Annotated in this window: 30 protein-coding genes and 1 pseudogene; 17 read left to right on the forward strand and 14 right to left on the reverse strand. The window is 64.9% G+C overall.

Annotation, left to right across the window (positions count from 1 at the left end; genetic code table 11):
- Window positions 1–4 precede the first annotated feature (4 nt).
- Together EPL01_RS17390 and EPL01_RS17395 are read right to left on the reverse strand one after the other, a co-directional pair.
- Window positions 5–1,336: a cytochrome P450 gene (locus tag EPL01_RS17390; protein WP_135826546.1), complete on the reverse strand. Its 1,332-nt coding sequence runs from the start codon at window positions 1,334–1,336 to the stop codon at window positions 5–7.
- Between the two features lie 157 nt (window positions 1,337–1,493).
- Complete coding sequence (locus EPL01_RS17395; RefSeq protein ID WP_135826547.1) at window positions 1,494–1,736, reverse strand: DUF7123 family protein; 243 nt, start codon at window positions 1,734–1,736, stop codon at window positions 1,494–1,496.
- 383 nt (window positions 1,737–2,119) lie between these two features.
- On the opposite strand from EPL01_RS17395, the gene EPL01_RS17400 reads away from it, so the two are divergent.
- A complete protein-coding gene (locus EPL01_RS17400) occupies window positions 2,120–3,967 on the forward strand; it encodes a flippase-like domain-containing protein (protein WP_135826548.1) in 1,848 nt (615 codons plus the stop codon).
- Between the two features lie 20 nt (window positions 3,968–3,987).
- On the opposite strand, the gene EPL01_RS17405 is transcribed toward EPL01_RS17400, so the two are convergent.
- The 3 genes from EPL01_RS17405 to EPL01_RS17415 all read right to left on the reverse strand — a co-directional run bounded on the left by EPL01_RS17405 (window position 3,988) and on the right by EPL01_RS17415 (window position 5,556).
- Window positions 3,988–4,185: a hypothetical protein gene (locus tag EPL01_RS17405; RefSeq protein WP_135826549.1), complete on the reverse strand. Its 198-nt coding sequence runs from the start codon at window positions 4,183–4,185 to the stop codon at window positions 3,988–3,990.
- A gap of 16 nt (window positions 4,186–4,201) precedes the next feature.
- Window positions 4,202–4,720, reverse strand: a complete 519-nt coding sequence (gene yjjX, locus EPL01_RS17410) for an inosine/xanthosine triphosphatase (protein ID WP_135826550.1) — start codon at window positions 4,718–4,720, stop codon at window positions 4,202–4,204.
- Between the two features lie 71 nt (window positions 4,721–4,791).
- Window positions 4,792–5,556 (reverse strand): cobalamin-binding protein, encoded by a 765-nt coding sequence (locus EPL01_RS17415; protein WP_135826551.1) that lies wholly within the window; start codon window positions 5,554–5,556, stop codon window positions 4,792–4,794.
- Window positions 5,557–5,819: 263 nt separating this feature from the next.
- On the opposite strand from EPL01_RS17415, the gene EPL01_RS17420 reads away from it, so the two are divergent.
- The 4 genes from EPL01_RS17420 to EPL01_RS17435 all read left to right on the forward strand — a co-directional run bounded on the left by EPL01_RS17420 (window position 5,820) and on the right by EPL01_RS17435 (window position 8,956).
- A complete protein-coding gene (locus tag EPL01_RS17420) occupies window positions 5,820–6,788 on the forward strand; it encodes a transcription initiation factor IIB (protein ID WP_135826552.1) in 969 nt (322 codons plus the stop codon).
- Window positions 6,789–6,865: 77 nt separating this feature from the next.
- Complete coding sequence (locus EPL01_RS17425; protein ID WP_135826553.1) at window positions 6,866–7,888, forward strand: DNA-methyltransferase; 1,023 nt, start codon at window positions 6,866–6,868, stop codon at window positions 7,886–7,888.
- 82 nt (window positions 7,889–7,970) lie between these two features.
- The gene (locus tag EPL01_RS17430) at window positions 7,971–8,411 is read left to right on the forward strand and encodes a DUF7979 domain-containing protein (protein ID WP_135826554.1); all 441 of its coding nucleotides are present in this window, start codon (window positions 7,971–7,973) and stop codon (window positions 8,409–8,411) included.
- Between the two features lie 104 nt (window positions 8,412–8,515).
- The gene (locus tag EPL01_RS17435) at window positions 8,516–8,956 is read left to right on the forward strand and encodes a DUF7979 domain-containing protein (protein WP_135826555.1); all 441 of its coding nucleotides are present in this window, start codon (window positions 8,516–8,518) and stop codon (window positions 8,954–8,956) included.
- 22 nt (window positions 8,957–8,978) lie between these two features.
- On the opposite strand, the gene EPL01_RS17440 is transcribed toward EPL01_RS17435, so the two are convergent.
- From EPL01_RS17440 to EPL01_RS22240, 3 genes are all read right to left on the reverse strand, one after another.
- Window positions 8,979–9,191: a hypothetical protein gene (locus EPL01_RS17440; protein ID WP_135826556.1), complete on the reverse strand. Its 213-nt coding sequence runs from the start codon at window positions 9,189–9,191 to the stop codon at window positions 8,979–8,981.
- Window positions 9,192–9,328: 137 nt separating this feature from the next.
- Window positions 9,329–9,910 carry a hypothetical protein gene (locus EPL01_RS17445; protein WP_135826557.1) on the reverse strand — a complete coding sequence of 194 codons (582 nt, stop codon included), beginning with the start codon at window positions 9,908–9,910 and terminating at the stop codon, window positions 9,329–9,331.
- Window positions 9,911–9,976: 66 nt separating this feature from the next.
- A complete protein-coding gene (locus EPL01_RS22240; protein WP_246045735.1) occupies window positions 9,977–10,165 on the reverse strand; it encodes a hypothetical protein in 189 nt (62 codons plus the stop codon).
- 72 nt (window positions 10,166–10,237) lie between these two features.
- On the opposite strand from EPL01_RS22240, the gene EPL01_RS17455 reads away from it, so the two are divergent.
- From EPL01_RS17455 to EPL01_RS17470, 4 genes are all read left to right on the forward strand, one after another.
- Window positions 10,238–10,675 carry a DUF5788 family protein gene (locus tag EPL01_RS17455; RefSeq protein WP_135826558.1) on the forward strand — a complete coding sequence of 146 codons (438 nt, stop codon included), beginning with the start codon at window positions 10,238–10,240 and terminating at the stop codon, window positions 10,673–10,675.
- A gap of 3 nt (window positions 10,676–10,678) precedes the next feature.
- Window positions 10,679–12,418 carry a DNA polymerase/3'-5' exonuclease PolX gene (polX, locus tag EPL01_RS17460; protein ID WP_135826559.1) on the forward strand — a complete coding sequence of 580 codons (1,740 nt, stop codon included), beginning with the start codon at window positions 10,679–10,681 and terminating at the stop codon, window positions 12,416–12,418.
- A 4-nt stretch (window positions 12,419–12,422) separates the two neighbouring features.
- Window positions 12,423–12,896, forward strand: coding sequence for a Mut7-C RNAse domain-containing protein (locus EPL01_RS17465; RefSeq protein WP_135826560.1), 474 nt, complete (start codon window positions 12,423–12,425; stop codon window positions 12,894–12,896).
- Between the two features lie 70 nt (window positions 12,897–12,966).
- Window positions 12,967–14,058 carry an aminopeptidase gene (locus tag EPL01_RS17470; RefSeq protein WP_135826561.1) on the forward strand — a complete coding sequence of 364 codons (1,092 nt, stop codon included), beginning with the start codon at window positions 12,967–12,969 and terminating at the stop codon, window positions 14,056–14,058.
- On the opposite strand, the gene EPL01_RS17475 is transcribed toward EPL01_RS17470, so the two are convergent.
- Entirely contained in the window at window positions 14,059–15,039 is a 981-nt protein-coding gene (locus EPL01_RS17475; protein ID WP_135826562.1) for a cell division protein CdpA domain-containing protein, read from the reverse strand.
- A gap of 387 nt (window positions 15,040–15,426) precedes the next feature.
- Here EPL01_RS17475 and EPL01_RS17480 point away from each other — a divergent pair, with 387 nt between their 5' ends.
- Both EPL01_RS17480 and EPL01_RS17485 read left to right on the forward strand, forming a co-directional pair.
- Window positions 15,427–15,831, forward strand: coding sequence for a hypothetical protein (locus EPL01_RS17480; protein WP_135826563.1), 405 nt, complete (start codon window positions 15,427–15,429; stop codon window positions 15,829–15,831).
- A gap of 599 nt (window positions 15,832–16,430) precedes the next feature.
- Window positions 16,431–17,726 (forward strand): MFS transporter, encoded by a 1,296-nt coding sequence (locus tag EPL01_RS17485; protein ID WP_135826564.1) that lies wholly within the window; start codon window positions 16,431–16,433, stop codon window positions 17,724–17,726.
- 86 nt (window positions 17,727–17,812) lie between these two features.
- Here the strand turns inward: EPL01_RS17485 and EPL01_RS17490 are convergent, their stop codons facing one another.
- From EPL01_RS17490 to EPL01_RS17505, 4 genes are all read right to left on the reverse strand, one after another.
- Window positions 17,813–18,079 carry an HAH_0734 family protein gene (locus EPL01_RS17490; RefSeq protein ID WP_135826565.1) on the reverse strand — a complete coding sequence of 89 codons (267 nt, stop codon included), beginning with the start codon at window positions 18,077–18,079 and terminating at the stop codon, window positions 17,813–17,815.
- 57 nt (window positions 18,080–18,136) lie between these two features.
- Window positions 18,137–18,451 (reverse strand): hypothetical protein, encoded by a 315-nt coding sequence (locus tag EPL01_RS17495; RefSeq protein ID WP_210424182.1) that lies wholly within the window; start codon window positions 18,449–18,451, stop codon window positions 18,137–18,139.
- A gap of 61 nt (window positions 18,452–18,512) precedes the next feature.
- The gene (locus tag EPL01_RS17500) at window positions 18,513–18,917 is read right to left on the reverse strand and encodes a hypothetical protein (protein WP_135826566.1); all 405 of its coding nucleotides are present in this window, start codon (window positions 18,915–18,917) and stop codon (window positions 18,513–18,515) included.
- The gene (locus tag EPL01_RS17505) at window positions 18,914–19,654 is read right to left on the reverse strand and encodes a hypothetical protein (RefSeq protein WP_135826567.1); all 741 of its coding nucleotides are present in this window, start codon (window positions 19,652–19,654) and stop codon (window positions 18,914–18,916) included. Before EPL01_RS17505 ends, EPL01_RS17500 begins: the two co-directional genes overlap by 4 nt.
- A 539-nt stretch (window positions 19,655–20,193) precedes the next feature.
- Here EPL01_RS17505 and EPL01_RS17510 point away from each other — a divergent pair.
- Genes EPL01_RS17510 through EPL01_RS17530 form a run of 5 tightly spaced genes read left to right on the forward strand, consistent with a single transcriptional unit; the run spans window position 20,194 to window position 22,419 of the window.
- Window positions 20,194–20,475: a 50S ribosomal protein L44e gene (locus tag EPL01_RS17510; protein ID WP_135826568.1), complete on the forward strand. Its 282-nt coding sequence runs from the start codon at window positions 20,194–20,196 to the stop codon at window positions 20,473–20,475.
- A 1-nt stretch (window position 20,476) separates the two neighbouring features.
- The gene (locus tag EPL01_RS17515) at window positions 20,477–20,650 is read left to right on the forward strand and encodes a 30S ribosomal protein S27e (RefSeq protein WP_128477829.1); all 174 of its coding nucleotides are present in this window, start codon (window positions 20,477–20,479) and stop codon (window positions 20,648–20,650) included.
- Window positions 20,647–21,447, forward strand: a complete 801-nt coding sequence (locus EPL01_RS17520) for a translation initiation factor IF-2 subunit alpha (protein WP_135826569.1) — start codon at window positions 20,647–20,649, stop codon at window positions 21,445–21,447. The genes EPL01_RS17515 and EPL01_RS17520 overlap by 4 nt, the downstream gene beginning before the upstream one ends.
- A 25-nt stretch (window positions 21,448–21,472) precedes the next feature.
- Window positions 21,473–21,655, forward strand: a complete 183-nt coding sequence (locus tag EPL01_RS17525) for an RNA-protein complex protein Nop10 (RefSeq protein WP_135826570.1) — start codon at window positions 21,473–21,475, stop codon at window positions 21,653–21,655.
- A gap of 5 nt (window positions 21,656–21,660) precedes the next feature.
- Window positions 21,661–22,419 carry a proteasome assembly chaperone family protein gene (locus EPL01_RS17530; RefSeq protein WP_135826571.1) on the forward strand — a complete coding sequence of 253 codons (759 nt, stop codon included), beginning with the start codon at window positions 21,661–21,663 and terminating at the stop codon, window positions 22,417–22,419.
- A gap of 636 nt (window positions 22,420–23,055) precedes the next feature.
- Here EPL01_RS17530 and EPL01_RS17535 read toward each other — a convergent pair.
- A complete protein-coding gene (locus EPL01_RS17535) occupies window positions 23,056–23,589 on the reverse strand; it encodes a DUF7344 domain-containing protein (RefSeq protein WP_135826572.1) in 534 nt (177 codons plus the stop codon).
- A gap of 99 nt (window positions 23,590–23,688) precedes the next feature.
- Between EPL01_RS17535 and EPL01_RS17540 the strand changes: the two are divergent.
- Window positions 23,689–23,761: pseudogene (locus EPL01_RS17540) on the forward strand (IS6 family transposase); the annotation flags it as partial.

Consider the following 23,761-nt stretch of genomic DNA (forward strand, 5'->3'; position numbering starts at 1 on the left):
GGTGTCAGGACGACCGCGAGACGAGCGTCCCCCGGACGGGGTCTTCCGGGCGCGCGACAAGGTCCATCGTCAGCGAGAGTTCCTCCTCGGATTCGAGGTCGAACCGCCACTGGTTCGCCATCGTCGCTAGCATCGCCTTCATTTCGAGCATTGCGAACCGACTTCCAATGCAGTGACGCGGACCGCCGCCGAACGGGAAGTACGCGTACTCGGGGAGGGTTTCTTCGAGGTCGCCTGCCCATCGCTCGGGCCGAAACGCCGCCGGGTCGTCGTAGAACCGCTCGTCGCGGTGGAGGACGAACTGCGGGAGACAGAGTAGCGACCCTTCTGGAACTGTCCAGTCGCCAAACGTCACGTCTGTAGTGGTTTCCCGGAAAATGCCGTAGATGGGGGGGTACTTTCGAAGCGCCTCAGTAACGACGCGCTCGGTCACGTCCAAGCGACGGATCTCCGATGGCGTCGGTCGGTCGCCAGCGACGACCTCGTCCAGTTCGTCGGTGAGACGCCGCCACGTCTCGGGATTCCGAGCGAGTTCGTACCATATGTAGGTCAGAGCAAGCGACGTTGTCCCGTATCCCTCGATGAGAAACATCAAAATCTCGTCTCGGACTGTCTCCCTCGACAGTCGCTCCGCTCTGTCGGCGGCCACGAGCAACGATAGGAGGGTCTGGTCGTCGGGGTCCCCAGTTCGGCCGTACACCAGCACTTCATCCACGACCTCTTCGAGACTCCAGAGTGCTCGGACGAACCGAACATTCGTCGGCGTTGGTACCCAGTGAGGTATCATCGAGGACACGACCGAACCGAACCGACCGACAACGTGGTCGATTGACTCGCGTACTGTCTGCTGGTCGATGGGAACATCGTCGCCGAATAGGGTAGTGACTAGTGCCCTCATGGTGAGTCGTTGCATCGACTCGGTGATGTCGACGGTGCTTCCGACCTCCCACGTCGCAATGTGCCGAGCGGTCGTCTCGACGATAGTAGACGCGTACTCGCTCATCCGATCTCGGTAGAACGCGGGTTGAAGCGTCTCGCGCTGGGTCTGCCACTCATCACCGCTACTCATGAGCAAGCTCTCACCGATAGCCGGGTCGAAGGCACTTTGTACGAACTCAGGCTTGTCGAACCGCTCCGGTTCGCCAGCTAGCACTCGACTGACGTGTTCAGGTTCGGTGAGAAGATAGATCGACTGACCGACAAGTGAAATCTCCACAATATCTCCGAGTCGTGCTTGCTCACGACAGTACTCGAAGGGCGATTGTGAGAACTCTACGAGATTTCCGAGGATAGGTTTGCCGGGTGGCGATGGTGGCGGAGTATCATCCGACGACATATGTACTGTTTTGTTTTAATCATATTTACTTTAACTGATTTTAAATGTAGGTAGGGGTTGCGGCGGAACTCCTCGCAAAACAGTCGAGAAAGGTAGGCAGTAGATTCCCCCGAGCGCGTGCCAGCAGCGTACAGTGGTCTCTGTGTCGGGGTCCGAGTTACGTCGTGACCTTCCACGTGGTCGACGACGAATACCCCCACTTCTCGACGTCCACGTCGAACTCGCCGTCGGCGATGGCGGTCATGTTCGCACCGACTTCCTTGGCGGTCATGCCCAACTCCTCGCCGATGAGCCGAGATTTGAAGTAGGTCTTCATCTGGCCGTTCTCGCGGAGGTACTGGAGGATGCGCTGTTGTTTGTCGGTCAGGGTGGTCGTGCCAGCAGTCGCGGTCGTGCTCATGACTTACTTCATCCTTAGACGGAAACCGCCTTAGGGGATTTGGTACGTGGAGTTAACACGCCGCCGTCTTGCGATTTCATTCCGATATAGGTTGAACTAAAATGCCCCCGTGGGGGTTGTTGGTACAGCTGGTTAATCCGGACTTTCGGCCGGAATCCGTCGGACGTCTCGACCGTATGTCATAGGGTCTCATTCCGCCAGCGAATTGGCCGTCACCGCGAGATAAGCCCGGATTACCCGGAGTAACGACGCCACGAAACGGTTCCACGAAACGTTTTTGGCGTGAACGGGCCTGAACGACGCCGCAAGGTACCGCCTAGAGACGTGAACCTCCCGCAACGGAGCAGAAGGTACTTAGGCGGGCGGACAGACTCTCTTCGATAATGAGCGGTCGTGCAGTCGAGGTGAGCGTCGTTCTCCCGGCGTACAACGAGGAGGCGACCATCGAGAACACGGTAGAGACGACGCTCGCCACGTTAGACGAGTTCCTTCCCGCGGGGACCTTCGAGGTCATCGTCGCCGAGGACGGGTGTGAGGACCGGACGCCCGAAATCGCCGACCGAATGGCCGCCGAAGACGAGCGGGTGAGACACTACCACAGCGACGAGCGGTTGGGCCGAGGGGGAGCCTTGAATCGCGCGTTCGAGGCCGCAGACGGCCAGACGTTGGTGTACTTCGACACCGACCTCGCCACCGACATGCGCCACCTCGAAGAACTGGTCGAGAGCGTCCGGTCGGGGGAGTACGACTTCGCCACCGGGTCGCGCTGGATGCCGGGCGAGACGGCCGACCGCCCGGCGAAACGCGACGTTGCGAGTCGAGGCTTCAACGGCCTGACTCGCCTCTTCCTCGGGTCGGAGATGCGAGACCACCAGTGCGGGTTCAAGGCGTTCGACCGGACCGCGCTGTTCGACGTGTTGTCGGAGGTAGAGGACGAGCATTGGTTCTGGGACACCGAAGTCCTCGTGCGCGCCCAGCGCCGGGGCTACGACATCAAGGAGTTCGCGGTCGACTGGGAACCCAAGGGCGACTCCAAAGTGGACATCGTCCGCGACGTGGTCGGGATGGGGAGCCAAATCATGCGGTGCTGGTGGGAGTTCACCGTCCAACCACGCATCACCAAGCGGGTCTCCATCGCGGCGGGCATCTTCCTGACCATCGTCGCGGTCCTCCTGATGGGCCAGTACCTCCCGCTGAACGAGGTCCTCGAACAGATGAGCAACGCCGACCCCGCGCTGGTCGGTGCCGCCGCGCTCGTCTACGCCATCTCGTGGCCCCTCCGCGGGACGCGCTACAAGGACATCCTCGAAGAACTCGGCTACACGGAGAACGCGGGCTTCCTGACAGGGGCGATATTCATCAGTCAGACCGGCAACCTCGTGTTCCCCGCTCGCGCCGGTGACGCGGTGCGGGCCTACGTCGTGAAGGCCCGGCGCTCGATTCCCTACCCGACCGGCTTCGCCTCGCTGGCGGTCGAGCGCGTCTTCGACCTGCTGACCATCACGATGCTGGCTGGCGTGGTCCTCATCGGTCTCGCGCTGACCGGCGCGACCGGCGGCCTCGAATCGACCCTGTTCGGTTCGACGCCCTCGGGCGCGGAGGGCGGCGACTACGGCGCGGCCGGACAGACCGCCCTCTACGTCGCGGGCGGCGTCGGCCTCGCGGCCATCCTCGCGGTCGGCGTCATCGTCGCCAGCGCGCGGTCGGACCGCAACCTCGTCCGGTGCGTCGTCTCCGGCCTGAGCAACGACTCGTACGCCGACTACGTCGCGGGCGTCATCGAGCGGTTCACCGGCGACGTCCAGACCGTCGCGGGCAACCGGAGCGCCTTCCTCACGGTCGGCGGTTCCAGCCTCGCCATCTGGACGCTCGACGTGGTGACGGCCCTGCTCGTGCTGGTCGCGTTCGACCTCGGAGTCTCGCTCACCCTCCCGATGCTGGTCGCGGTGTGCTTCTTCGCGGTCAGCGTCGGCAACCTCGCCAAGGTCCTGCCCCTCTCGCCCGGCGGCGTCGGCCTCTACGAGGGCGCGTTCACCCTCCTCGTCGTCGGCCTGACTCCTCTCGGCTGGAGCGTCGCGCTCGGCGCGGCCATCCTCGACCACGCGGTCAAGAACATCGTCACGCTGGTCGGCGGCGTGGCCTCGATGCTCTGGCTCAACGTCTCGCTGACGACCGCCGTCGAGGAGAGCAAGGACGCGCGGGCCGCGGCCGACCCGGCGACCGACGACTGACCGACTGACTTCACTTGTTTTCAGTCGATAAGCATTCGAGTCCAGTCAGCGGCTTTTCCGACGAAGTGCGGCCGAAGCGCGAACGCGACTCCGAAGAGGACGATTAGAATTCCCGTTTCGGAGGACCCGGTGGTCGCTACGAACGCACCGAATACTGCGACTACCACGCCGAACAGTCTAACGAACGCACTGAGGACGCGGTGGAGAAACCCACTCATTCGCGTTTCTCGGCGCTCATTCGTACAACTCGGTCACGAACGGTCCGAGCGCGCCAGCGACTGCCTGCCGGAGCGCCCCTTCCCGGTCGATGGCGTGGGCGGTCAGCGCACCCGCCGCGCCCTGTTTCTCGGCGACGTTCTCCATGTCCAGCACGTCGTCCATCACGGGGCCTAGCTCCTCGCCCTCGCGGACTCGACTTGCGATGGATTCGGGGAGGCGGAGACGCGGCCCGGCACCCCGCCCGATTCGCTCGCCGTCGGTCGCGGCGGCCCACATGATGAGAAAGAGGCCGTCGGCGGACTCGATTTCGGCGACGCCGCCCTCCAAGCCGATTCCGAGGTCGTATTCGCCCGCCGCGAGGACGTTTCTGGCGCGGTTCTCCGCGCCCTCGACGGTTTCGGCCTCGCCGAAGGGCTGTTCGCTGACGCCCGACTCGACCGCGACCGACTCGACCGCGGCCTCGGAGAACGCTTCGAACGCCGATTCGGTCGCGGCCGCCTTGACGGGGTTCGTACTGCCGACACCGACTCGCATGAGCGTGAGGTGGTATCGGACGAACTTGGTGATTGCGATAGAAACAGTCGGGATTGGAACGCTTCAGGGAATCACGAACCAATTCGGTCGGGGTGGAACTTCGCGGCGAGCGTCTCGATGCCCTCCACGAGGAGGGGACTCGGCTGGTTCAGAAGCGAGTCGTCGAGGACGTGGACGTTGTCGCGCTCGATTGCCGGGAGCGACCAGTCGCGCCGGGTGACGGCCTCGGGGTCCGCGCAGTTGCCGTGGCCGCAGAGGTGGAGGACGAGGTGGTCGGGGGCGGCGGTCTCGACCTCGGCGACGGAGACCTCTCGGGAGCGCTCGCCGGGGGCCACGAAGGGGTAGCGTCCGCCCGCGGCCTCGACCGCCTCGGGGACCCAGTTGCCCGCGGCCATCGGGGGTTCGGACCACTCCTCGCAGTAGACCACCGGGCGCTCGGCGTCGGCGTCCGGGGTGAGGCGGTCCACGCGGTCGAGTCGGTTTCTGGCGCGCCGAGCGAGTGCGGACCCCTCGTCGGGGCGTCCGACCGCTTCCCCGAGGTCGGCGAACGACCGGACCACGTCGTCCAGCGTGGCGGGCGCGGCGTGGAAGACCTCGTGGCCGCGCTCGCGGAGGTCGTCGGCGATGTCGGCCTGCAAGTCGTCGGCGGTCAGTACGAGGTCCGGGTCGCGTTCGGCGACCTCCTCGTAGTCGGGGTTGAGCCATCCGCCGACGGCCGGAGCGTCGGCTTCGCAGTGGTAGGTCGCGCCGACGAGGCAATCGTTCGCGCCGAGCGCGTGGAGAGTCTCGGTCGCACTCGGGGCCAACGAAACGACTCGCTCGGTCTGTCCTGCCATCGCTCCGGGATTCGGACCCCTATGGGTTAAATCGCCCGCTCGTCTCGGTCGAAATCGAAAAATCGAACTTAAATTTTTTCCTCGACGGAAGCGAGACGGGCGTCTCGGCCGGGTGTGAGAGCAGTTCACGAGAAACCCGGAAGTAAAATCCGAAAATACTAAATACCTTTCGGAACAACGCAAGGTTAAGGAACTGAGGTCCGGGGTTTTCCAGGTTTTCCCTGCCCGGTAGCCCACGCCATCTCCGTTAACGAGGAGTCAACATGTCAGACGTAAGCACTAGAGTCAAGCGAGCGGACCAAGAGGAAGAAGTAGAGGAAGAATCGAACGAACAGACCGCCTGCCCGGAGTGTAACGGCAATCTCATCTCCGACACCGAACACGGCGAGACTGTCTGCGAGGAGTGCGGACTGGTCGTGGACGAGGACCAAGTCGACCGCGGCCCGGAGTGGCGCGCGTTCGACTCCAAGGAGAAAAACGAGAAGAGCCGAGTCGGTGCGCCCACCACGAACACGATGCACGACAAGGGCCTCTCGACCAACATCGACTGGCGGAACAAGGACGCCTACGGTAACTCGCTGGGGTCGCGCCAGCGCGAGAAGATGCAGCGTCTCCGCAAGTGGAACGAGCGATTCCGCACCCGCGACAGCAAGGAGCGCAACCTCAAGCAGGCGCTCGGCGAAATCGACCGGATGGCCTCCGCGCTCGGCCTGCCGAACAACGTCCGCGAGACCGCCTCGGTCATCTATCGGCGCGCGCTCGACGAGGACCTCCTCCCCGGTCGCTCCATCGAGGGCGTCTCGACGGCCTGCGTCTACGCCGCCGCGCGACAGGCAGGCGTCCCGCGCAGTCTGGACGAGATTGCCGACGTCTCGCGCGTCGAGAAGAGCGAGGTCGCCCGGACCTACCGCTACGTGGTCCGCGAGCTGAATCTGGAGGTCAAGCCGGCCGACCCCGAGAGCTACGTCCCGCGGTTCGCCTCCGGGCTCGAACTCTCGGACGAGGCCGAACACCGCGCCCGCGAACTGCTCAAGACCGCCAAGGAAAAGGGCGTCCACAGCGGGAAGTCGCCGGTCGGACTGGCCGCGGCCGCGGTCTACGCCGCCGCGCTCCTGACCAACGAGAAGACCACGCAGGCCGAAGTGAGCGAAGTCGCCGACATCAGCGAGGTCACCATCCGGAACCGTTACCACGAACTGCTAGAGGCCGAAGAGGCCCCCGCGATGGCCTAACGTCGGCCGACTGCAAGTTACAACTGTTTTGAACCGAAAAATAATTCTGTGGGACCAGAGATAGGACCACAGAGCGGATGGAGACCGAACACCGGATTCACGTCGGCGACGCCCGCGAGATGACTGCCGTCGGTGACGACTCTGTCGAACTCGTCGTGACCTCGCCGCCGTATCCCATGATAGAGATGTGGGACGACCTGTTTTCGGAACTGAATCCCGACATCGAGGAGTACGTGGCGCGGGGCGACGGCGAGGCCGCCTTCGAGGCGATGCACGCCGCGCTCGACCCCGTCTGGGACGAACTCTCGCGGGTCCTCGTCGAGGGCGGCATCGCCGCGATCAACGTCGGTGACGCCACCCGGAGCGTCGGCGACGGGTTCCAACTCTACCCGAACCACGCCGAACTGATCACTCGGTTTCGGGAGCGTGGCTTCGACTTGCTTCCCGACGTGCTGTGGCGCAAGCCGGTCAACAGCCTCACTAAGTTCATGGGGTCGGGGATGGTGCCGCCCAACGCCTACACCACGCTGGAACACGAGTACGTCCTGCTGTTTCGCAACGGGGGCGAGAGCCGGTCGTTCGAGACGGGCGCGCAGCACCGCTACGAGTCGGCGTACTTCTGGGAGGAGCGAAACGTCTGGTTCTCGGACCTCTGGACCGACGTGCAGGGCGAGGGCCAAGACTTAGACCACGACGAACTCCGGACCCGGTCGGCGGCCTTCCCCTTCGAGGTGCCCTACCGGTTGGTCAACATGTACTCGGTCTACGGCGACACCGTGCTGGACCCCTTCTGGGGGACGGGCACCACCAGCCTCGCGGCGATGGTCGCGGGGCGCAACTCGACGGGGTACGAACTCAGCAGGGAGTTCCGCGAGGTGTTCGACGACCGCCTCGCCGAAATCGAGGAGTTCGCCGACGAGAAGAACCGAAAGCGCCTCGACGCTCACCGGGAGTTCGCGGAGGGCGAAGACCTCGGCTACGAGGCCGAGAACTACGACTTCGGCGTCAAGACCAAACAGGAGCGGGAGTTGCAACTCTACACGGTCGAGGACTACCGACGGGACGGCGACCACTACGTGGTGGACCATCGACCGTTCTGACCGTCGGCGAGTGGCTTTGTCGCTCGATATCGCGTTTCATTCCAGCGAAAACGATATATAAAGCGGCGCACACTACCGAGCTATGAGCGATAGCCTCCACTTCGGCCTCTTCTTCGTCGGCATCTTTCTGCTGACGGGCGCACTCGTCGTCGGCGTCGGGGCCTTCGAGTACGAGGTCGCGTCCCTCGGAACCACCGACGCGATTCCCGAGGACACCGAGTCGCTGGTCTCCTACGGCGACCTCTCGGAGCGCGACCGGGGAACGGTGGACCGGGCCATCGCGGGCGAGCGACTGGTCTTCCGCGACCCGACCGACCTGCCGGGGCCGAAAAAGACGAAGGGGAAACTCGCCGTCCAGCGCGACGGCGAGACGTACCTCGTCACTCGGCGCATCTTCTTCAACTGGCGGACCGACTTCGGTCTGGCCGCAATCGGGATGACGCTCGGCGGGATTGTGGCCACCAGCGAGGCCATCCGTCGCCATCACTTCCCCCACCGAAGCGTGGTCTGGACCGCGCGGTGACACCGGGCGATTCGAGTGTTCCCGCGGCCGATGTGGCGCTTCGAGCGAGGCCGAGACGACGTGTAGGGGGAAAATAATATATCCTGTAGAAGACACGAGCGAGTATGGGAAAGAACCTCCAGTTCGCGCTGCTGTTCGTCGGATTCAGCCTCCTCGTGGGGGCGCTCGTCGCGGGCATCGGAGCCTACGAGTACGAGGTCAAGAAGGTCGATACGGTGACTGGTATCGCGCCGGAGTTGGAGGAGTTCATCGTGTACGAGGACCTCGACGGTCGCCAGAAGCGAATCGTGGACCGGGCGCTCGCTGGCGAGGCGGTGGCGGTCCGGCGCGCCGACGAACTGCCGGGCAAGCGCGAGAAGATGGGGAAACTGGGCGTGGACAAGAACGGCACCTACTACGTCCTGACCCGCCGGATGTTCTTCAACTGGCGGACCGACTTCGGGATGGCATCGCTGTCGATGGGCTTTGCCGGTCTCGCGGCGATTTCGGAGGCGATTCGGCGACGCCGGTTCTCCCACCGGCCGGTATACTGGCTCCAGCGGTGAGCGACGGCGAACCGCGCGGCGCTCAGCGCCGACTGAGTACGAGCAGTCCGCCAGCGAGCGCCGAGATACCGAGGAGATACGGCCCCACCATTCCCAAGACGCCCGTCGTCGCCGCGCCGACGAACGCCAGCGCGAGGAGCGCGGCGGCGAGCGCTCCGGCGGTCCGGACCTCCGGCGCGTCGCCGGAGTCCGCGTCGGTGCCGACCGGCCGAGCGTCCGCCTCGTTCGAGGGCACGTCCGGAGAGAGACCGTCGAACCCGATAAGTGTCGGTGGTTCGACTCAGCCGTAATTACATTGCCTAAAGAAATATTAACATTTACTAAATAAATGAAAACGTTTCTTTAGCGGGCGAGCGGACTGCTCGCTCGGAGTCAGTCCGACGGGGTGGTCGTCGCCGGTTCCGACGCCGCCGACTCCTCTGGCGATTCCTCCGACGACGCACCTTCTGAGGCCGACCCTTCTGCCGATTCCGCCGCCGACGAACTCTCTGCCGCCGACCCCTGCGCCGAGGAGTCGGAGCCGGACCACGAACTGCTCTCGCCGTCGTGGAGGACGACGTGGTCCTCGTCGCCGTGGACGACGGTGAGGTCGAAGCTCTCGGTCGGGACGAAGACGACCGCGCGGTAGTGGAGTTCGCCCGCGCAGTCCCGGCGCTCGGCGTCGGTGGTCTCCTCGCGCGCCGTGAGCGTCAGGGTGTAGTTACCGGACTCCTCGGCGAGCGAGGCGTCGAGCGCGTGGCCCGGCGAGGAGGCGACGAACACGTCCTCGACTACGACGCGCGTCCCGCCGTCGGTGGGTCGCTGTTCGAGGCGACTCTGGTAGGAACTGTCGTCGCACTCGGTGTCGAGGACCTCGACGCTTCGCACGGTGGCGGCGGACTCGGACCCGACGACGAACGCGCCAGCGCCGACTGCGCCGACGAGGAGGAGGGCGGCAATCGCTTTCCGTCTCATGACAGCTGTACAGAACATTCCGGGCGTGATGTGCTTTGGGGTGGTTCGACGGCCCTCGCGCGACACTTAGTCGCCCTTCTGCCCGCCGTACACCGCGAAGTTGTAGTACTGCCAAATCGACGCGAGTTCGACCGTCCCCGCGCCGAGTTCGAGGACGCGAATCTCCTCGGTTCTGTCGTGGGGCGGCGCGTTCAGGACGGCGTCGTGGAGTTCGTCGTACTCCGGGGTGCATACATCGGCAGTTCCCGCCCGCATCTTTGACGAGTGAACTCCCGTTGACCACCGTTTCCCGGCGAATTTTTGACGCTGGCGAACCGAGATGGAGACGTGAAGGAGTACGAGCGAAAACAACTGCTGGAGCGCGTCGAGCGCGAGGGGGCGACCGTCGGCGCGGACATCCCGGAGACCATCGACGTGCAGGACGAGGAGATAGACCTCCGAGAGTTCGTCTTCGAGATCAAGCGCCGGGACACCGTCCCCTCCGGCGAGCGCGACCGGGTGGACCGGGCCAAGAAGAACCTCCGGCGCGAGCGCCTCCAGCGCAAACAGCGCCTCGAAGAGGCCGACATCTCCCGCGAGGAGGGCGAGGACCTCGTCGGGGCCATCATCGGCATCGACCGGGCGCTCAACGCCTTGGAGAGCCTCGGGCCGACCAGTCTCGAACAGGAGGCCGAGGCCCAAGAGGCCGCAGATCAGAAGCGCTGGATGTCCTTCCTCAAGCAGGCGCTGGGCCGCGAGGACGCCAGCAGTCGCGGACGACTGTAAACCATGAGACGGAACGACGAAATCGCAAGTCTCCTCGAAGAGTACGCCGACCGAATCGAAGCTCAGGGCGTCGAGTACAAGCACCGGACGTATCGGCGGGCCGCCGAGAGCATCCGCGACCATCCGCGACCCATCGAGGAGGTCGCGGAGGGCGGTCCCGAGCCGGTCCGAGAGATTCAGGACGTGGGCGAGTCCATCTCGAAGAAGGTCGTGGAGGCAGTCGAGACCGGCACCTTCGAGCAACTGGAGGAGGTCCGCGAGGAGTTACCCGTCGAGATGGCCGAACTCACCAGCGTCGAGGGCGTCGGCCCCAAGACGGTCGGCGACCTCTACCGGGCGCTCGACGTGCGGGACTTGGACGACCTCGAAAACGCCGCCCGCGAGGGCGAGATTCGGGAGGTCTCCGGGTTCGGCGAGAAGACCGAGCAGAACATTCTGGAGGGCATCCAGTTCGCCCGCGAGTCCCAAGGCCGGGAACTGCTCGGGGACGCCCGCCCGGTCGGCGAGGCCGCACTCGACTTCTTCGAGGCGATTCCGGAAGCCGACAGGTGCGAACTCGCGGGGTCGCTCCGCAGATGGAAGCCCACCATCGGCGACATCGACGTGCTGGTCGGGAGCGACGACCGACGGGCGGTCATCGACGCCTTCACCGACTGGGAGAACGCAGACGAAGTCATCGAGGCCGGGACCGACAAAGCGGCAGTCCGCTCGGAGGGCCAGCGCGTAGACCTCCGGGTCGTCGTCCCCGACGAGTTCGGGAGCGCGCTCCAGTACTTCACCGGGAGCAAGGAACACAACATTCGCCTGCGCAACTACGCCATCGAGCGCGACCTGAAAATCAACGAGTACGGCGTGTTCGATATCTCGGACGTAGACGACCTCGACTCCGGCCAGCGAGTCGGCGAGCGAATCGCGGGCGAGACCGAGGAGGGGATGTACGACGCCCTCGGTTTGCCCTTCATCGAACCCGAGATGCGCGAGGACCGCGGGGAAATCGACGCCGCCGCGAACGACGCCCTGCCGGACCTCCTCGAAGCGGGCGAGATTCGCGGCGACCTGCACCTCCACACCGAGTGGTCCGACGGCGAGTACACCATCGAGCAGATGGCCGAGGCCGCCGCCGAGTTCGGCCACGACTACATCTGCGTCTCGGACCACGCCACCGGGCCGGGGATGGTCGGTGGCGTCGGACTCGACGACGAGGAGTTGCGCGAGCAGGTAGCGGAGATTCGAGACCTCGAATCGGCCCTCCCGGTCACCGTCTTCGCGGGCGTCGAGGCCAACATCGACAAGGACGGCGCAATCAGCGTCGGCGACGACCTGCTGGCAGAACTGGACTGCGTGGTCGCCTCGCCCCACAGCGCCTTGGAGGGCGACGCCACCGACCGCCTCGTCGCCGCCATCGAACATCCCAGCGTGGACATCATCGGCCACCCCAGCGGCCGGATGATTCACCGGCGTCCCGGCGTCGAGTTGGACATCGACGTGGTGGCCCGCGCCGCCGCCGAGAACGACACCGCGCTGGAAATCAACAGCAATCCCCACCGACTCGATTTGTGGGGGAGCGCGGTCAAGCAGGCCGTCGAGGAGGGCGCGACTATCGCCATCGACACCGACGCTCACTCCCCGCCGGAGTACGAGTACGTCCGGTACGGCGTCCACACCGCCCGCAGAGGGTGGGCGCAGGCCGACGACATTCTGAACACTCGAGACGCCGAGGGCGTCCGGGAGTTCCTCCACTGAGTCGATGGCCGCCGACTCGTCGCGTCGGACGCCGGGCGAGACGCCGCTTCTCCTCGACGCGATGGTCGGCAAGTTGGCGACCTATCTCCGGATGTGCGGATTCGACGCGGCGTATGCTCTCGACCGGGGAATCGAGGCCGACGACGCGCTCTTGGACCTCGCCCGCGAGGAGGACCGACTGCTCGTCACGCGAGACGCCGAACTGGCTTCGCGCGCGGACGGACTACTTATTTACTCCCGCGACGTGACCGACCAGTTGCGGGAACTGGCCGACGCGGGATTCGCGCTCGAACTGTCGGAACCGGCGCGGTGCGCCGAGTGCAACGGCGAGTTGGTCGCGGTCGAGAGCGACGATTCGACGCCGGAGTACGCGCCGGATGTCGGAGAAACGCGGGTTTGGCGATGTCCGGACTGCGGACAGCACTTCTGGAAGGGGAGCCACTGGGAGTCGGTCGCGGCAACGCTGGCGGGCCTCTGACGAGGGTTTCACTTTTACTTTCACCGAGCGTGGCGAGTGTTCTTGTGCCGATAGTTCGTGCTGTCGAGATATGGACGACCGAGTACGGATGCACGCCGAACTCCTCGTGGACCACTGTACCGACGTGAGCGCCGACGACAACGTCCTCATCAGAGCGCCGACGCAGGCCGAGGAACTGGTCGTGGCTCTCTACGAGCAACTCGGCGAGCGCGGTGCGCGCCCGACGACCTCGTGGCTGAATTCCCGCGCGAGTCGGGCCTACAACCGTGAGATGGACAGCGAGGACTACCGGACGAAGGACCACGACCTCGCGGCGATGAAGGAAACCGACGTGGTGATTCTGGTCGGGGGCCTGCGAAACGCCGCCGAGATGAGCGACGTCGACCCGGAGAAGCGAGCGGCGGCCGGTCGGGCGCGCCAGCCGATTCTCGAAGAGCGCCTCGACAAGCGATGGGTCATCACCAAACACCCGACGGCCGCCGACGCCCAGAAGGCCGAGATGAGTACAGAAGGCTGGAAGGAGTTCGTCTACGGCGCTATGGACCGGGACTGGGAGGCCCAGCGCGAACGACAGGAACAGTTAGTCGAGATTCTCGACCCGGCCTCGGAGGTCCGGGTCGTCTCGGGCGAGACCGACCTCCGGATGTCGATAGACGGGATGGAAACCCTGAACGACTACGGTACGGGGAACATGCCCGGCGGCGAGGTCGCCACCTCGCCGGTTGTCGATAGCGTCGAAGGGACGCTGTTCGTGGACGTTCCCTTCCGTGAGAGCGGGCGCGAAGTCCACGACGCTCGACTGGAGTTCGAGGAGGGCGAGGTCGTCGAGTTCGACGCTGGCCGGAACGAAGACGTGTTGGAGCGCCTGCTGGAAACCGACGCGGGCGCGCGCCGGGTCGGCGAACTCGGCGTCGGCATGAACCGGGGCATCGACCGACTCTCTCACAACATGCTGTTCGACGAGAAGATGGGCGACACCGTCCACGTCGCGCTCGGCGAGGCGATGGACGAGTGCGTCCCCGACGACCGCGAGTTCAACGAGAGCAGTCGCCACGTGGACGTGCTCGTGGACGTGAGCGAGAACTCGTTCATCGAGGTGGACGGCGAGGTAATCCAGCGCGACGGCGTCTTCCGGTTCGAAGAAGGGTTCGAGAGAGCGTGATTAGCTGTTCGGTTCCCACTGCTCGCAGGCGTCCATGTCGTCCATCGTCCGGCCGTAGTAGGCGCACCGGGGTTGCATCCCGTCGCTGGTCCGGACGTACTCGAAGTGCTTGCAGTTGCCGCAGTAGGCGTCGGTGGTCCGCTGGCGGGGTTGGTCCGGCGCGTCGGCGTCGTCCAGCGGCGACGTGATATCGTCGCTCGCGGTTCCGCCGTCGCTGGTGGCGACGCCGCGACCGGTCTGGCGGTGGCCTTTTGATTGCTGGTTAGGCTGGTTCGTCTGGGTCGGCGTCTCGCCGTCGGGCGTGTCGCCGAAGAAGCCGACGCCGCCGAGGCCGGTCTCGGCTTCGCCCGGGGGCGAAGTCGGCGTGGGGTCGTTGTCGGGGTTGCCCGCGGCAGCGTCGGCCAGTCCGGTCTGGAAGGCGCGCAGGTCGTCAAAGTCGTCGAACTCCTCGAGTTCGCCCTTCTCGACCTCGACGGTTCGGACCTCTCCGCCCTGCGAGATTTCGAGCGTGACGGTCCCGCCGGGGTCGTTTCTGGTCTTGAAGTTCGCCACGGCGACGAACAGACACCAGAAGGTGACGAGGACGCCGAGGAAGTAGACCACGACCACCTGGAAGGTGAAGTCCGGTCCCTCGCCGACGCCCGCCCAATGGTAGGGGTAGGCGTTCGTGAACAGCGCGACCCCCAGCACCGCGATGCCCGCGCCGATTGCGGCGGCGGCCCGGACGCGCTGGCTCGCGGGCAGGACGCTGAAGATGCCGACGAACACCGCCGGGACGCCGAGACCGGCCAGCACCCCGGCGATTTCGCGGCCCTGCCAGTACTTGAGGCCGAACGCGGCGTGGATGCCCGTCGTGGACATGAAGATGCCGAGGACGACGAGCAGCACCCCGGCGACGAACAGGCCGACGCCGAGGTAGAGCCGCCGGACGTTCCCGACCTCCCCGACGTTCTCCTCGTAGGCCTCCGCGAGGCTAGTCATGTACGGGCCATCGCACGCGAACAAGTAAACGTTGCGTCAGACGCGCGTCGGATTTATCGGCTCGAATCAAATTTCGGTTCTCGGACGGGAGAGGCGAAGCGATTCACCACGAAATCGACGGCGAGCGGCTAGTTCTTCGTCGCGGGAGAGAGTGGCCGCCGGGCCGCGAGGTGCCGGAAGCGCGGCGATACTCCTCTAGAGACAACTTTACAATTCTTACAATTATTTGTATACTTACTAGATAAATAATATTATTGCTAATGGCTCGTTGACTCCAGACCCGTCATCTCGACCACGCGACTCCCGACCGGAACTTCCGCCGGGCAGACACCTCAGTCGTCCCGCGAAGTCACCACCCTTTTCCACTTCGCCCCCGAACCCCCGGGCATGGCAGACGACAACTCCGAGGAGAACGCACCTGACGAGACCGAATCCGAAGGAGAGAGCGAGGAGAAGTCCTTCCGCGAGCGCGTCGAGGAGATTCGAGAGAAGCGCGCCGAGGAGGGCGAGGGCGAGGAGGGCGACCGACGCGAGAAGATGGAAGAGATGATGGGCGGCGGCCCCGGCGGCATGGGCGGCGGTGGCGGTAACCCGTTCGCGCAGATGATGGGCGGCATGATGGGCGGCGGCCCCGGCGGCATGGGCGGCGGTCCGGGCGGCCGACCCGGCGAGAGCGAGTCCCGCGGCGACGAGGACCTCGTCCGCGAGGTCCGACAGCTCCGCGACGAGGTCCGCGACGCGACCCGTCAGCTCCAGCGCATCGCCGACGCCGTCGAAGACCTCGACGACTGACGCGGTCGAGATTCGGACGTTCGGTTTTTCGTTTTTGATGATCGGGAGTGGTAGTCGTGTTTTTCGGTAGTGAAGCCTCCGTCGCTCTGTCTCGATGGAATTGGGAGCGCGAACAGCAGGACTGCGGTGGTGTCTTCCTGAATCCCCCGGTCGGTCGCTCTGTCTTGATGTAGTCAGGACCGCGAACAGCAGGACTGCGGCGATAATGTCTTTTTGAAGCCCCCGGTCGGTCGCGGTCGCTGGCCGACATATCCGCTCCTCTCCGCAACACCCGTCGCGGATAGGGGTCGGCCAGACGACCAAGATAAACGCGACCGACCGGCCCCTTCATCCACCCAAACAGGGGTTCGTTTCACCGAGCGCATTCCGGCGGGAAGTTTCACCGAGCGCGTCCCGGTGGTTTGTTTCACCGAGCGTTCGCTGATGTGCGCGGTGCCGGGTGCGTCCCGGTGATTGGTTCCACCGAGCGCGCCGCGGCGGTCCGGCGGACCGCCGCGCTTGCTGGCGATCTCCCGGGAGATGGGTGTCTGTTGGCGATGCGTCAGTTTCCGCGAGCCGTGGATTTATTACCGGCAGTCCGGCTATTTCGAATCGTAACAGTGTCCGAGTCGAGCGGCGGGTCGCTCCGCCTCTTCAAGAACAGCGAGTTCCTCGCGCTCGCCAGCACCGCGTTCGCCCGGAGTCAGGCGTACTCGACGATTCTCATCGCGCTGGCGCTGTACGCCGACATGTTCCAGACCTCCGGCACCGTCGAGGGGCTGTTCGGCACCGCGTTCGCCGCGGTCCAGTTGCTCATCGTCCTGCCGCTCGGCCGGTACGTCGATTTGCGCGACTCGAAGCGCCTGCTTTTGGTCGGACTGGCGCTCAACGTCGCCGTCTTCGTCGGCTTCGCGTTCGTCTCGACCGTCGAACACGTCGTCCTCCTCCGGGTGGTGCAGGGGCTGGGCGCGAGCATCCTCTGGATTACCGGGATGACCGCCGTCGGGGAAATCAGCCCCGACGAGTCCCGCGGCCTCTGGATAGGAACCTACAATCAGGTCGGCGCGTTTTCGAGCCTCTTCGGCGACATCTTCGGCGGCCTCCTGCTGTTCGTCTACGGCTTCGAGGAGACCTACGCGGTCCTGTCGCTGTTCACCATCGTCGCCTTCCTCTCGGTGTTCGCCTTCCTGCGGGACAACCCCGGCGGGAAGGCAGACCCCGAGGAGGCCTCGGGCTACGAGACCATCGTGGACCTGATGGAGCGCCGGGCCATCAAGGCGCTCGTGTTCTTCCGGGGCGCGTTCAGCGTCGGCAAGATGGCGGTCATCATCTTCCTGCCAATCTACGCCCGGACCGAGTTCGGCATCAACGCGCTCGTCATCGGCGGCATCATGGCTGGCGGCAAGTTGACCAAGTCGCTCACGCAGGGGAAAGTCGGCGACTTGACCGACCGCTTCGGCGAGAAGTACCGGTTCATCCTCGCTGGCGCGGTGACGTACGCGGTCGGGACCGCGCTCATCCCTCTCGCAGGGTTCGCGGAGGGAATCGTCCCCGGCGTGACCCTCGCCGCGCTCGGCCGCGAGTTGGCGCTTCCGGGGGCCTTCTTCGTCCTGTTCGCGGCCTACGCGGTCCTCGGCGTGGCCGACAGCCTCCGGCTTCCCGCCAGCATGGCGCTGTTCGTCGAGGAGGGCGAACACTTCGACGCGGTCGGGTCGAGCCTCTCGCTGCGCTCTATCGCGTGGAAGGTCGGACAGGTCGGCGGGCCGGTGCTGGTCGGGGCCATCTGGGACGCGACCTCCGTCCTCGTGGCGTTCTGGACCGCCGCGGCGTTCATCGTGGTCTCGGCGGGCGTCTTCGCCGTGATGTTCACGATGGAACCCGCGCCGGAACACGCCGCGACTCCGGCGGACGACTGACTCCAGAAGGCGGTAAAAAGCGGCGAAAAGCGGCAAAAAGCGGCGAAAATCGACAGGCCGAAAATTGAGAAGCGCGTCGCCGACGCTCAGACGGTCATCTCGCTGGTGCCGCGAATCACGTCCACGGCCTCGGCGTCGATGGACTCCGTTTCGAGCCAGTGGGGCACGAAGTTCTGGCGGTCGAAGTCGTCGCGCTCGTCCTCGGTCCCGATGATGCACCAGAGCTGGGGCTCGTCCGGGCCGTGCCAGTCGCCCTGCCGGTTGATGGCGTAGCAGACGCGCTCGCCGCCATCGTACTCGATGATGGCGTCCTTCCGGATTCCGGGGTCGCCGTGGATGATGAGTCGCTTCATGCTCGCCGATTCGGAAGGAGCGTGTTTAAGCGCTTCGGGAAAGACCGGAGAGACCGCCTATCTCACGTAGGAGCCGACGTGTTCCATGTGGTAGACGATTTCGTCCGAGAGGTGGTCGAGGTAGCCCGAGTGGTCGTCGCCGACCTGCGAGGTCCCGTCGAACTCGGTGTAGTTCGGGGCGGGCGTGTTGCCGTCCTCGTAGCCCGTCTCGCCGAGCGCCTTGTCGAACTCGAAGGAGTCGTAAATCCACTGCAGCACGTCGTCCTCGTGGTTGTGGTCGTTGAACATCCCGCCGACGACGTTGCTGACGGCGTCGTAGGTGTCGGGCCACTCTGCACGGCGCTTGAGGAACTGACGTCGGTTGGTCGTCATCGACCTTCTCCCGACCGATTTTATTAATAATTTTACTATTGGAATAAGTGCCCAAACGGTTTCACCGGACGAAATCTTCGATGGCTTCGGCGACCGAGTCGTCGTGTTCCTCGACTCGGCGCTCGTAGCAGACCTTGCAAATCAGCCCCGCTCGGCCGACCGGGACGCGGTCGGGGTCCGGGTCGTCCCGCCCGAAGTAGTAGCCACAATCGGCACAGACCAGCAAGTCGTCGGCGGGCGCGAGCCACCCTCGGAGGGCGCGATACGCCGCGTCACCGGCCAGCAGGTCGTCGGGCGCGAGTTCGTCGGGCCAGCAGTCCGACCGGACGAGGAGGCTCCCGTGTTCTTCGTTGACGTGCGCTGCACCTTCTTCGCGGGCGACCTGTCGGGCCTGCTCGCTGTCGTCGCCGGTCGCGTGGACGCGGTGGTCACAGTGGACGCACTCGAAGCGGTGTTGGACTCTCATGGGGAACCAGTCGCCCCCGGTCCGGACTCGTCTCGGTCCACGGTCGCGTCCTCGGCGAGTTCGTAGCGTCTGGTCTCGTGACGGGGGACGAGTGCGCCTCTCGGCCCCTGCCGGAGGTAGCGCGCCCGCTCGGTTCCGCGGTCGGCGACCGACTCGGCGACGAACACGCGGTCGCTCCCGGCCACCGATTCGAGCGGCGTCTCCTCGGCCAGCGCCAGCGGGAGTCGGACGACGACTTCCTCCGGTCCGGCCGGAAGTGCGTCGGCGAGCGCGTCGGCGTCCCGGCGGTCGAGTTCCGGGTCCGCGAGGAGGTCGAGATAGCGCTCGACCAGAATCGGCTCGTCCGGGCCGGGACCGCCGTCGGTGGCGACCGAGGCCTCGGGCGAGGCGCTTACCGGGGCGTCCTCGAACGCGCCGCGGACCTCCTCGTAGGTGACGAGTTCCGGCGGGCTTTCGCGGAGCCACTCTCGGAGTCGGTCTACATCGAGTTCGTTGACGGCCTTTCGGCCCCGAACTCCGTCGTACTCGGCGCACTCCCAGCCGGGGTCGGCGAATCGGACGAAGCGGTTCCCGGCCGGACCGGCCCAGCGCAGGCAGAGGTCACTCGCTCGGCGCATCGCGGTCAGGAAGTCCCGCGGTCGGGGACTCGCCGCCCGGTCGGTCAGGTGATAGTTGCGGACGCGCTGTACCGGTGCGCTCTCTCCGGCGGACGCGAGCGACTCGACGACTCCCGTCATCGCTCTCCTCCCGAGCGAGGCTGTTTCTCGCCCTCGTGAAACCCCGTGCGGTCCATTCCGTGCGTTGCAAACCCGGTCGAATGGCAGGTTTTCATGGTCTCCTCCGAGACCGCGAAATCGGAGCGCAACCGCCGCCACACCACCACGCGCCCCTTTCTTTCACGGCCTTCATGTATAATTTGTTCTGGAACAACTTAAACTCGTGCCGCCCGCGGTGAAAGTGACTTCCTCCCACCCTACTCGCTCACCACGGAGGCGGTTCGCTCGGTAAGGGTGGGCTTCCTGCTTCCACGACGCGCTTTGCAGACACCAAATCGGTGTCCGTAGGGAGCGCAGTCTCCACAGGTCGTTCGAAAATCTTCGATTTTCGTGATCACGAGAGAGCAAAGCTCTCTCGAACGACTCCTTGAGGACGGGGCATTAGCGCTTGATTTTTTAGGTAAAGCTGGCGCGGCGCGCGAGTGGGACTCGCCGACGGCGATTGTGAACCAAACGGGTTTTAAGCCCCGTGGCCCTACACCACGACAAGGTAGATATCTATGCAGATGCCACGACGGTTCAATACGTACTGCCCGCACTGCAAGGCACACGAAGAGCACGAAGTCCAGAAGGTCCGGACCGGCCGCTCGTCCGGCATGAAGTGGGACCAGCGCAAGCAGCGCGAGGGTTCGAAGGGTATCGGGAACCGCGGTCGGTTCTCGAAGGTGCCCGGTGGCGACAAGCCCACGAAGAAAACCGACCTCAAGTACCGCTGCAGCGAGTGCGGCAAAGCCCACCTCCGCGAGGGATGGCGCGCTGGCCGACTCGAACTGGAGGACTAACATGGCAGGAAACTTCTACACCGTGCAGTGTCCGGACTGCGACAACGAACAGACCGTCTTCGGAAAGGCCGCGACCGAGGTCGCCTGCGCCGTCTGCGGCGCGACCCTCGCCCGGCCGACCGGCGGCGACGCCGAATTCGAAGGCGAAGTGACTGACACAGTGGAAGCCCGATGAAATACAGCGGCTGGCCCGACACCGGCGAACTCGTCGTCGGCAAGATAGACGAAATCGAGGACTTCGGCGTCTTCGTGGACCTCTCGGAGTACGAGGGCAAGCGAGGACTCGTCCACGTCAGCGAAGTCGCCAGCGGATGGATCAAGAACATCCGCGACCACGTCAACGAGGGCCAGACGGTCGTTGCCAAGGTGCTGGACGTGGACGAGAGCGCCCAGCAGATCGACCTCTCGCTGAAGGACGTCAACGACCACCAGCACTCCGAGAAGATTCAGGAGTGGAAGAACGAGCAGAAGGCCGGAAACTGGATGGAACTGGCCTTCGGCGAAGACATGGGCGACGAGAAGTACACCCACGTCGCCAACGAACTCCTCGCGGAGTTCGGCGGCCTCTACGGCGGGTTCGAGCAGGCCGCGATTCACGGCCCCGAGGCACTCGACTCGACCGACCTCACCGACGAGGAGGTCGAGGCCATCGTGGACACCGCCCGCGAGAACGTCTCGGTGCCCTACGTCACGGTCACGGGCTACGTCAACCTCGAAAGCGCGTCGGAGAGCGGCGTCGACGACATCAAGGAAGCCCTGCAGGCCGCCGAGGGCAACGGCGAAATCCCCGACGAGGTCGAACTTGAAGTGACCTACGTCGGCGCGCCCGAGTACCGCATCCGGGTGAAAGCGCCCAACTACAAGACCGCCGAGTCGCAACTCGAAGAGAGCGCGGCCCGCGCCGAATCGGCCATCGAATCGGTCGGCGGCACCGGTTCGTTCCACCGCGAGCGCCAGACCGACGAGGAGTAATGGCGACGGTCGAACCGACTCGACGATGAAATCGGACATCCGCGTCTGCTCGGCGTGGCGCAATCGCCACGACCGACCGGTGTACACCCTTTCTTCGACGTGCCCGGAGTGCGGAGCCGAGGCCGTCAACAGCGCGCCCGCGCCGTTCAACCCCGAGGACCCCCACGGCGAGTACCGACGGGCACTTAAGGAGCGCGCCCGCGAGTAAGCCACATGGACGAACTCGACATCGAGGCAGTCGCCGACCCGGACCTGCGGGACCCCGTTCTCGTGGAGGGCCTGCCGGGCGTCGGCCACGTCGGAAAGCTCGCTGGCGAACACCTCGTCGAAGAGAAGGACAGCGAACTCGTTCGGCGGGTCTACTCCGAACACCTCCCGCCGCAGGTCAGCGTCGGCGACGACGGCACGACCGAGCTCGTCTGCGCCGAGATTCACGCAGTCGAACTCGAGGAGCGCGACCTGCTGGTGCTGACCGGCGACCATCAGGCCAACGACGGCGCTGGTCACTACCGCCTCACCGACGCCTTCCTCGACGTGGCCGAGGAGTTCGGCGTCGAGACTATCTACGCGCTCGGCGGCGTCCCGACCGGCGAACTCATGGACGAGTACGCCGTCCTCGGCGCGGCCACCGACGCCGACTTCGTGGAGGAGTTAGAGGAGGTCGGCGTCGAGTTCCGCGAGGACGAACCCGCGGGCGGCATCGTCGGCACGAGCGGCCTGCTTCTGGGCCTCGGCGAGCGCCGGGGCTTCCGCGCGACCTGCCTGATGGGCGAGACCAGCGGCTACCTCGTAGACCCCAAGAGCGCCCAAGCGGTGCTGGAAGTCCTCGAAGACGTGCTCGGCTTCGAGATCGACTACGAGTCGCTGGAGGAGCGCGCCGACGAGATGGAGGACGTTGCGAACAAGATTCAGGAGATGGAGAACCAGCAGTCCGGCATGCCGACCGACGAGGACCTGCGGTACATCGGCTAGGCGTCTTTTCTCGGAGATTTTTGAGTGGATGCGAGAGTCGGGTGAGAGTAACGTCCTCGAAAGCTCTCGCGCTCTGAACTGCAGAAGCAGACGAGACAGGAGAGGTGTCGAAAGCCCTCGCGCGGTTCGCCACCGGTAGACATTCCTGCTCGGCCTCCGGCCTGCGCGGGCTGTGACTACCGAGGTCACACTCGCACCGGAAGACAAACCGCGTCTTCCGAGCCGTTGCCTCGCTTCGCTCGGCAAGACTTCGCTCGTGTGACGGTCGCTCAGCGACATATCGGCGCTCTCCGCACAGCCCGCGCCGATAGGGGTCGCTGAGACGACCACGGCCTTCGGCCGCGAACCGCGCTCGCCCTTTCAGTCCGCCAGGGTTCGGTTGGTCAGTCGAGCGTAGCCGGTGGTTTGTCGAGACGAGCGAACGCGAACCAACTGCCGGGACGCGCTCGACTGACTAATCACCCGGCAAACGCTCGGTGTGGCCGATAACGGGCGGGGTCTTCAGAAAACGTTCACGGCGACGATTTTCGCTGTCGCGGTCACGTCGGGTCAGCGAAGCATCAGGGAAGCAGATACAATTGTCTAAGAAATATCTGTGTTTTTCTAGCAAACCAAAACAATGCCTTCTCTGCGAATTCACGACCCGAAAATCCGCTGTTTGCGCTCCAGATACCAGTGATAGCTCGCCGAGAGGCCGACCAGCGCGAGGAAGTACCACGCCCAGAACTCGACGCCGAACGAGGAGACGAACAGCATGTCGAACTGCACCGCGAGCAGGGTCAGCGCGCCGAGCGCGCTCACGCCGAGGTAGTACGTCGCCCACGAGATGTCGCCCTCGGAGACGACTTCCATGTAGACCTCGACCTGCTCGGCCCGGTCGCGGAGTTCGAGCATCTGCTCGCGCTGGTCGTAGTCCACGATGCCGAGTTCGTCGAGTTTCGGGAGATGGGTCTGGTGAAGCGAGACGTAGACGCTCTTGCGCACGTCGCGGGGCGGCGGGTCCTCGCCGGTCTCGACCGAGGCGATGTGTTCGGCGAGCGTATCCACCGAGAGCGGTCCGTCGGTATCTCTGAGATGCTGAATCGCGTGTCTGCGTCGGTCGTTCCGGAGGACGTTGTGGATTTCACTGGGGTCGAGTTCCTCCTCCGAGTCCGGACTCTGTACTGTCATGTTGGCGTGGGGCTACCGACGGATATGGCATTCCCTCAATCTAAGGGTCGTGTTTAGTTAAGAGTGAAGGATGAGGCGGGAGTGATTTTGTGCTGATTCATGGCCAAAATCACCCGCCTCAGCGGTTGTAGTGACTGGATTGACTTGGAGTTTGTGGAGCGTGAACGGACAC

This window comes from Halorussus ruber (assembly GCF_004765785.1).
Lineage (GTDB): Archaea > Halobacteriota > Halobacteria > Halobacteriales > Haladaptataceae > Halorussus > Halorussus ruber.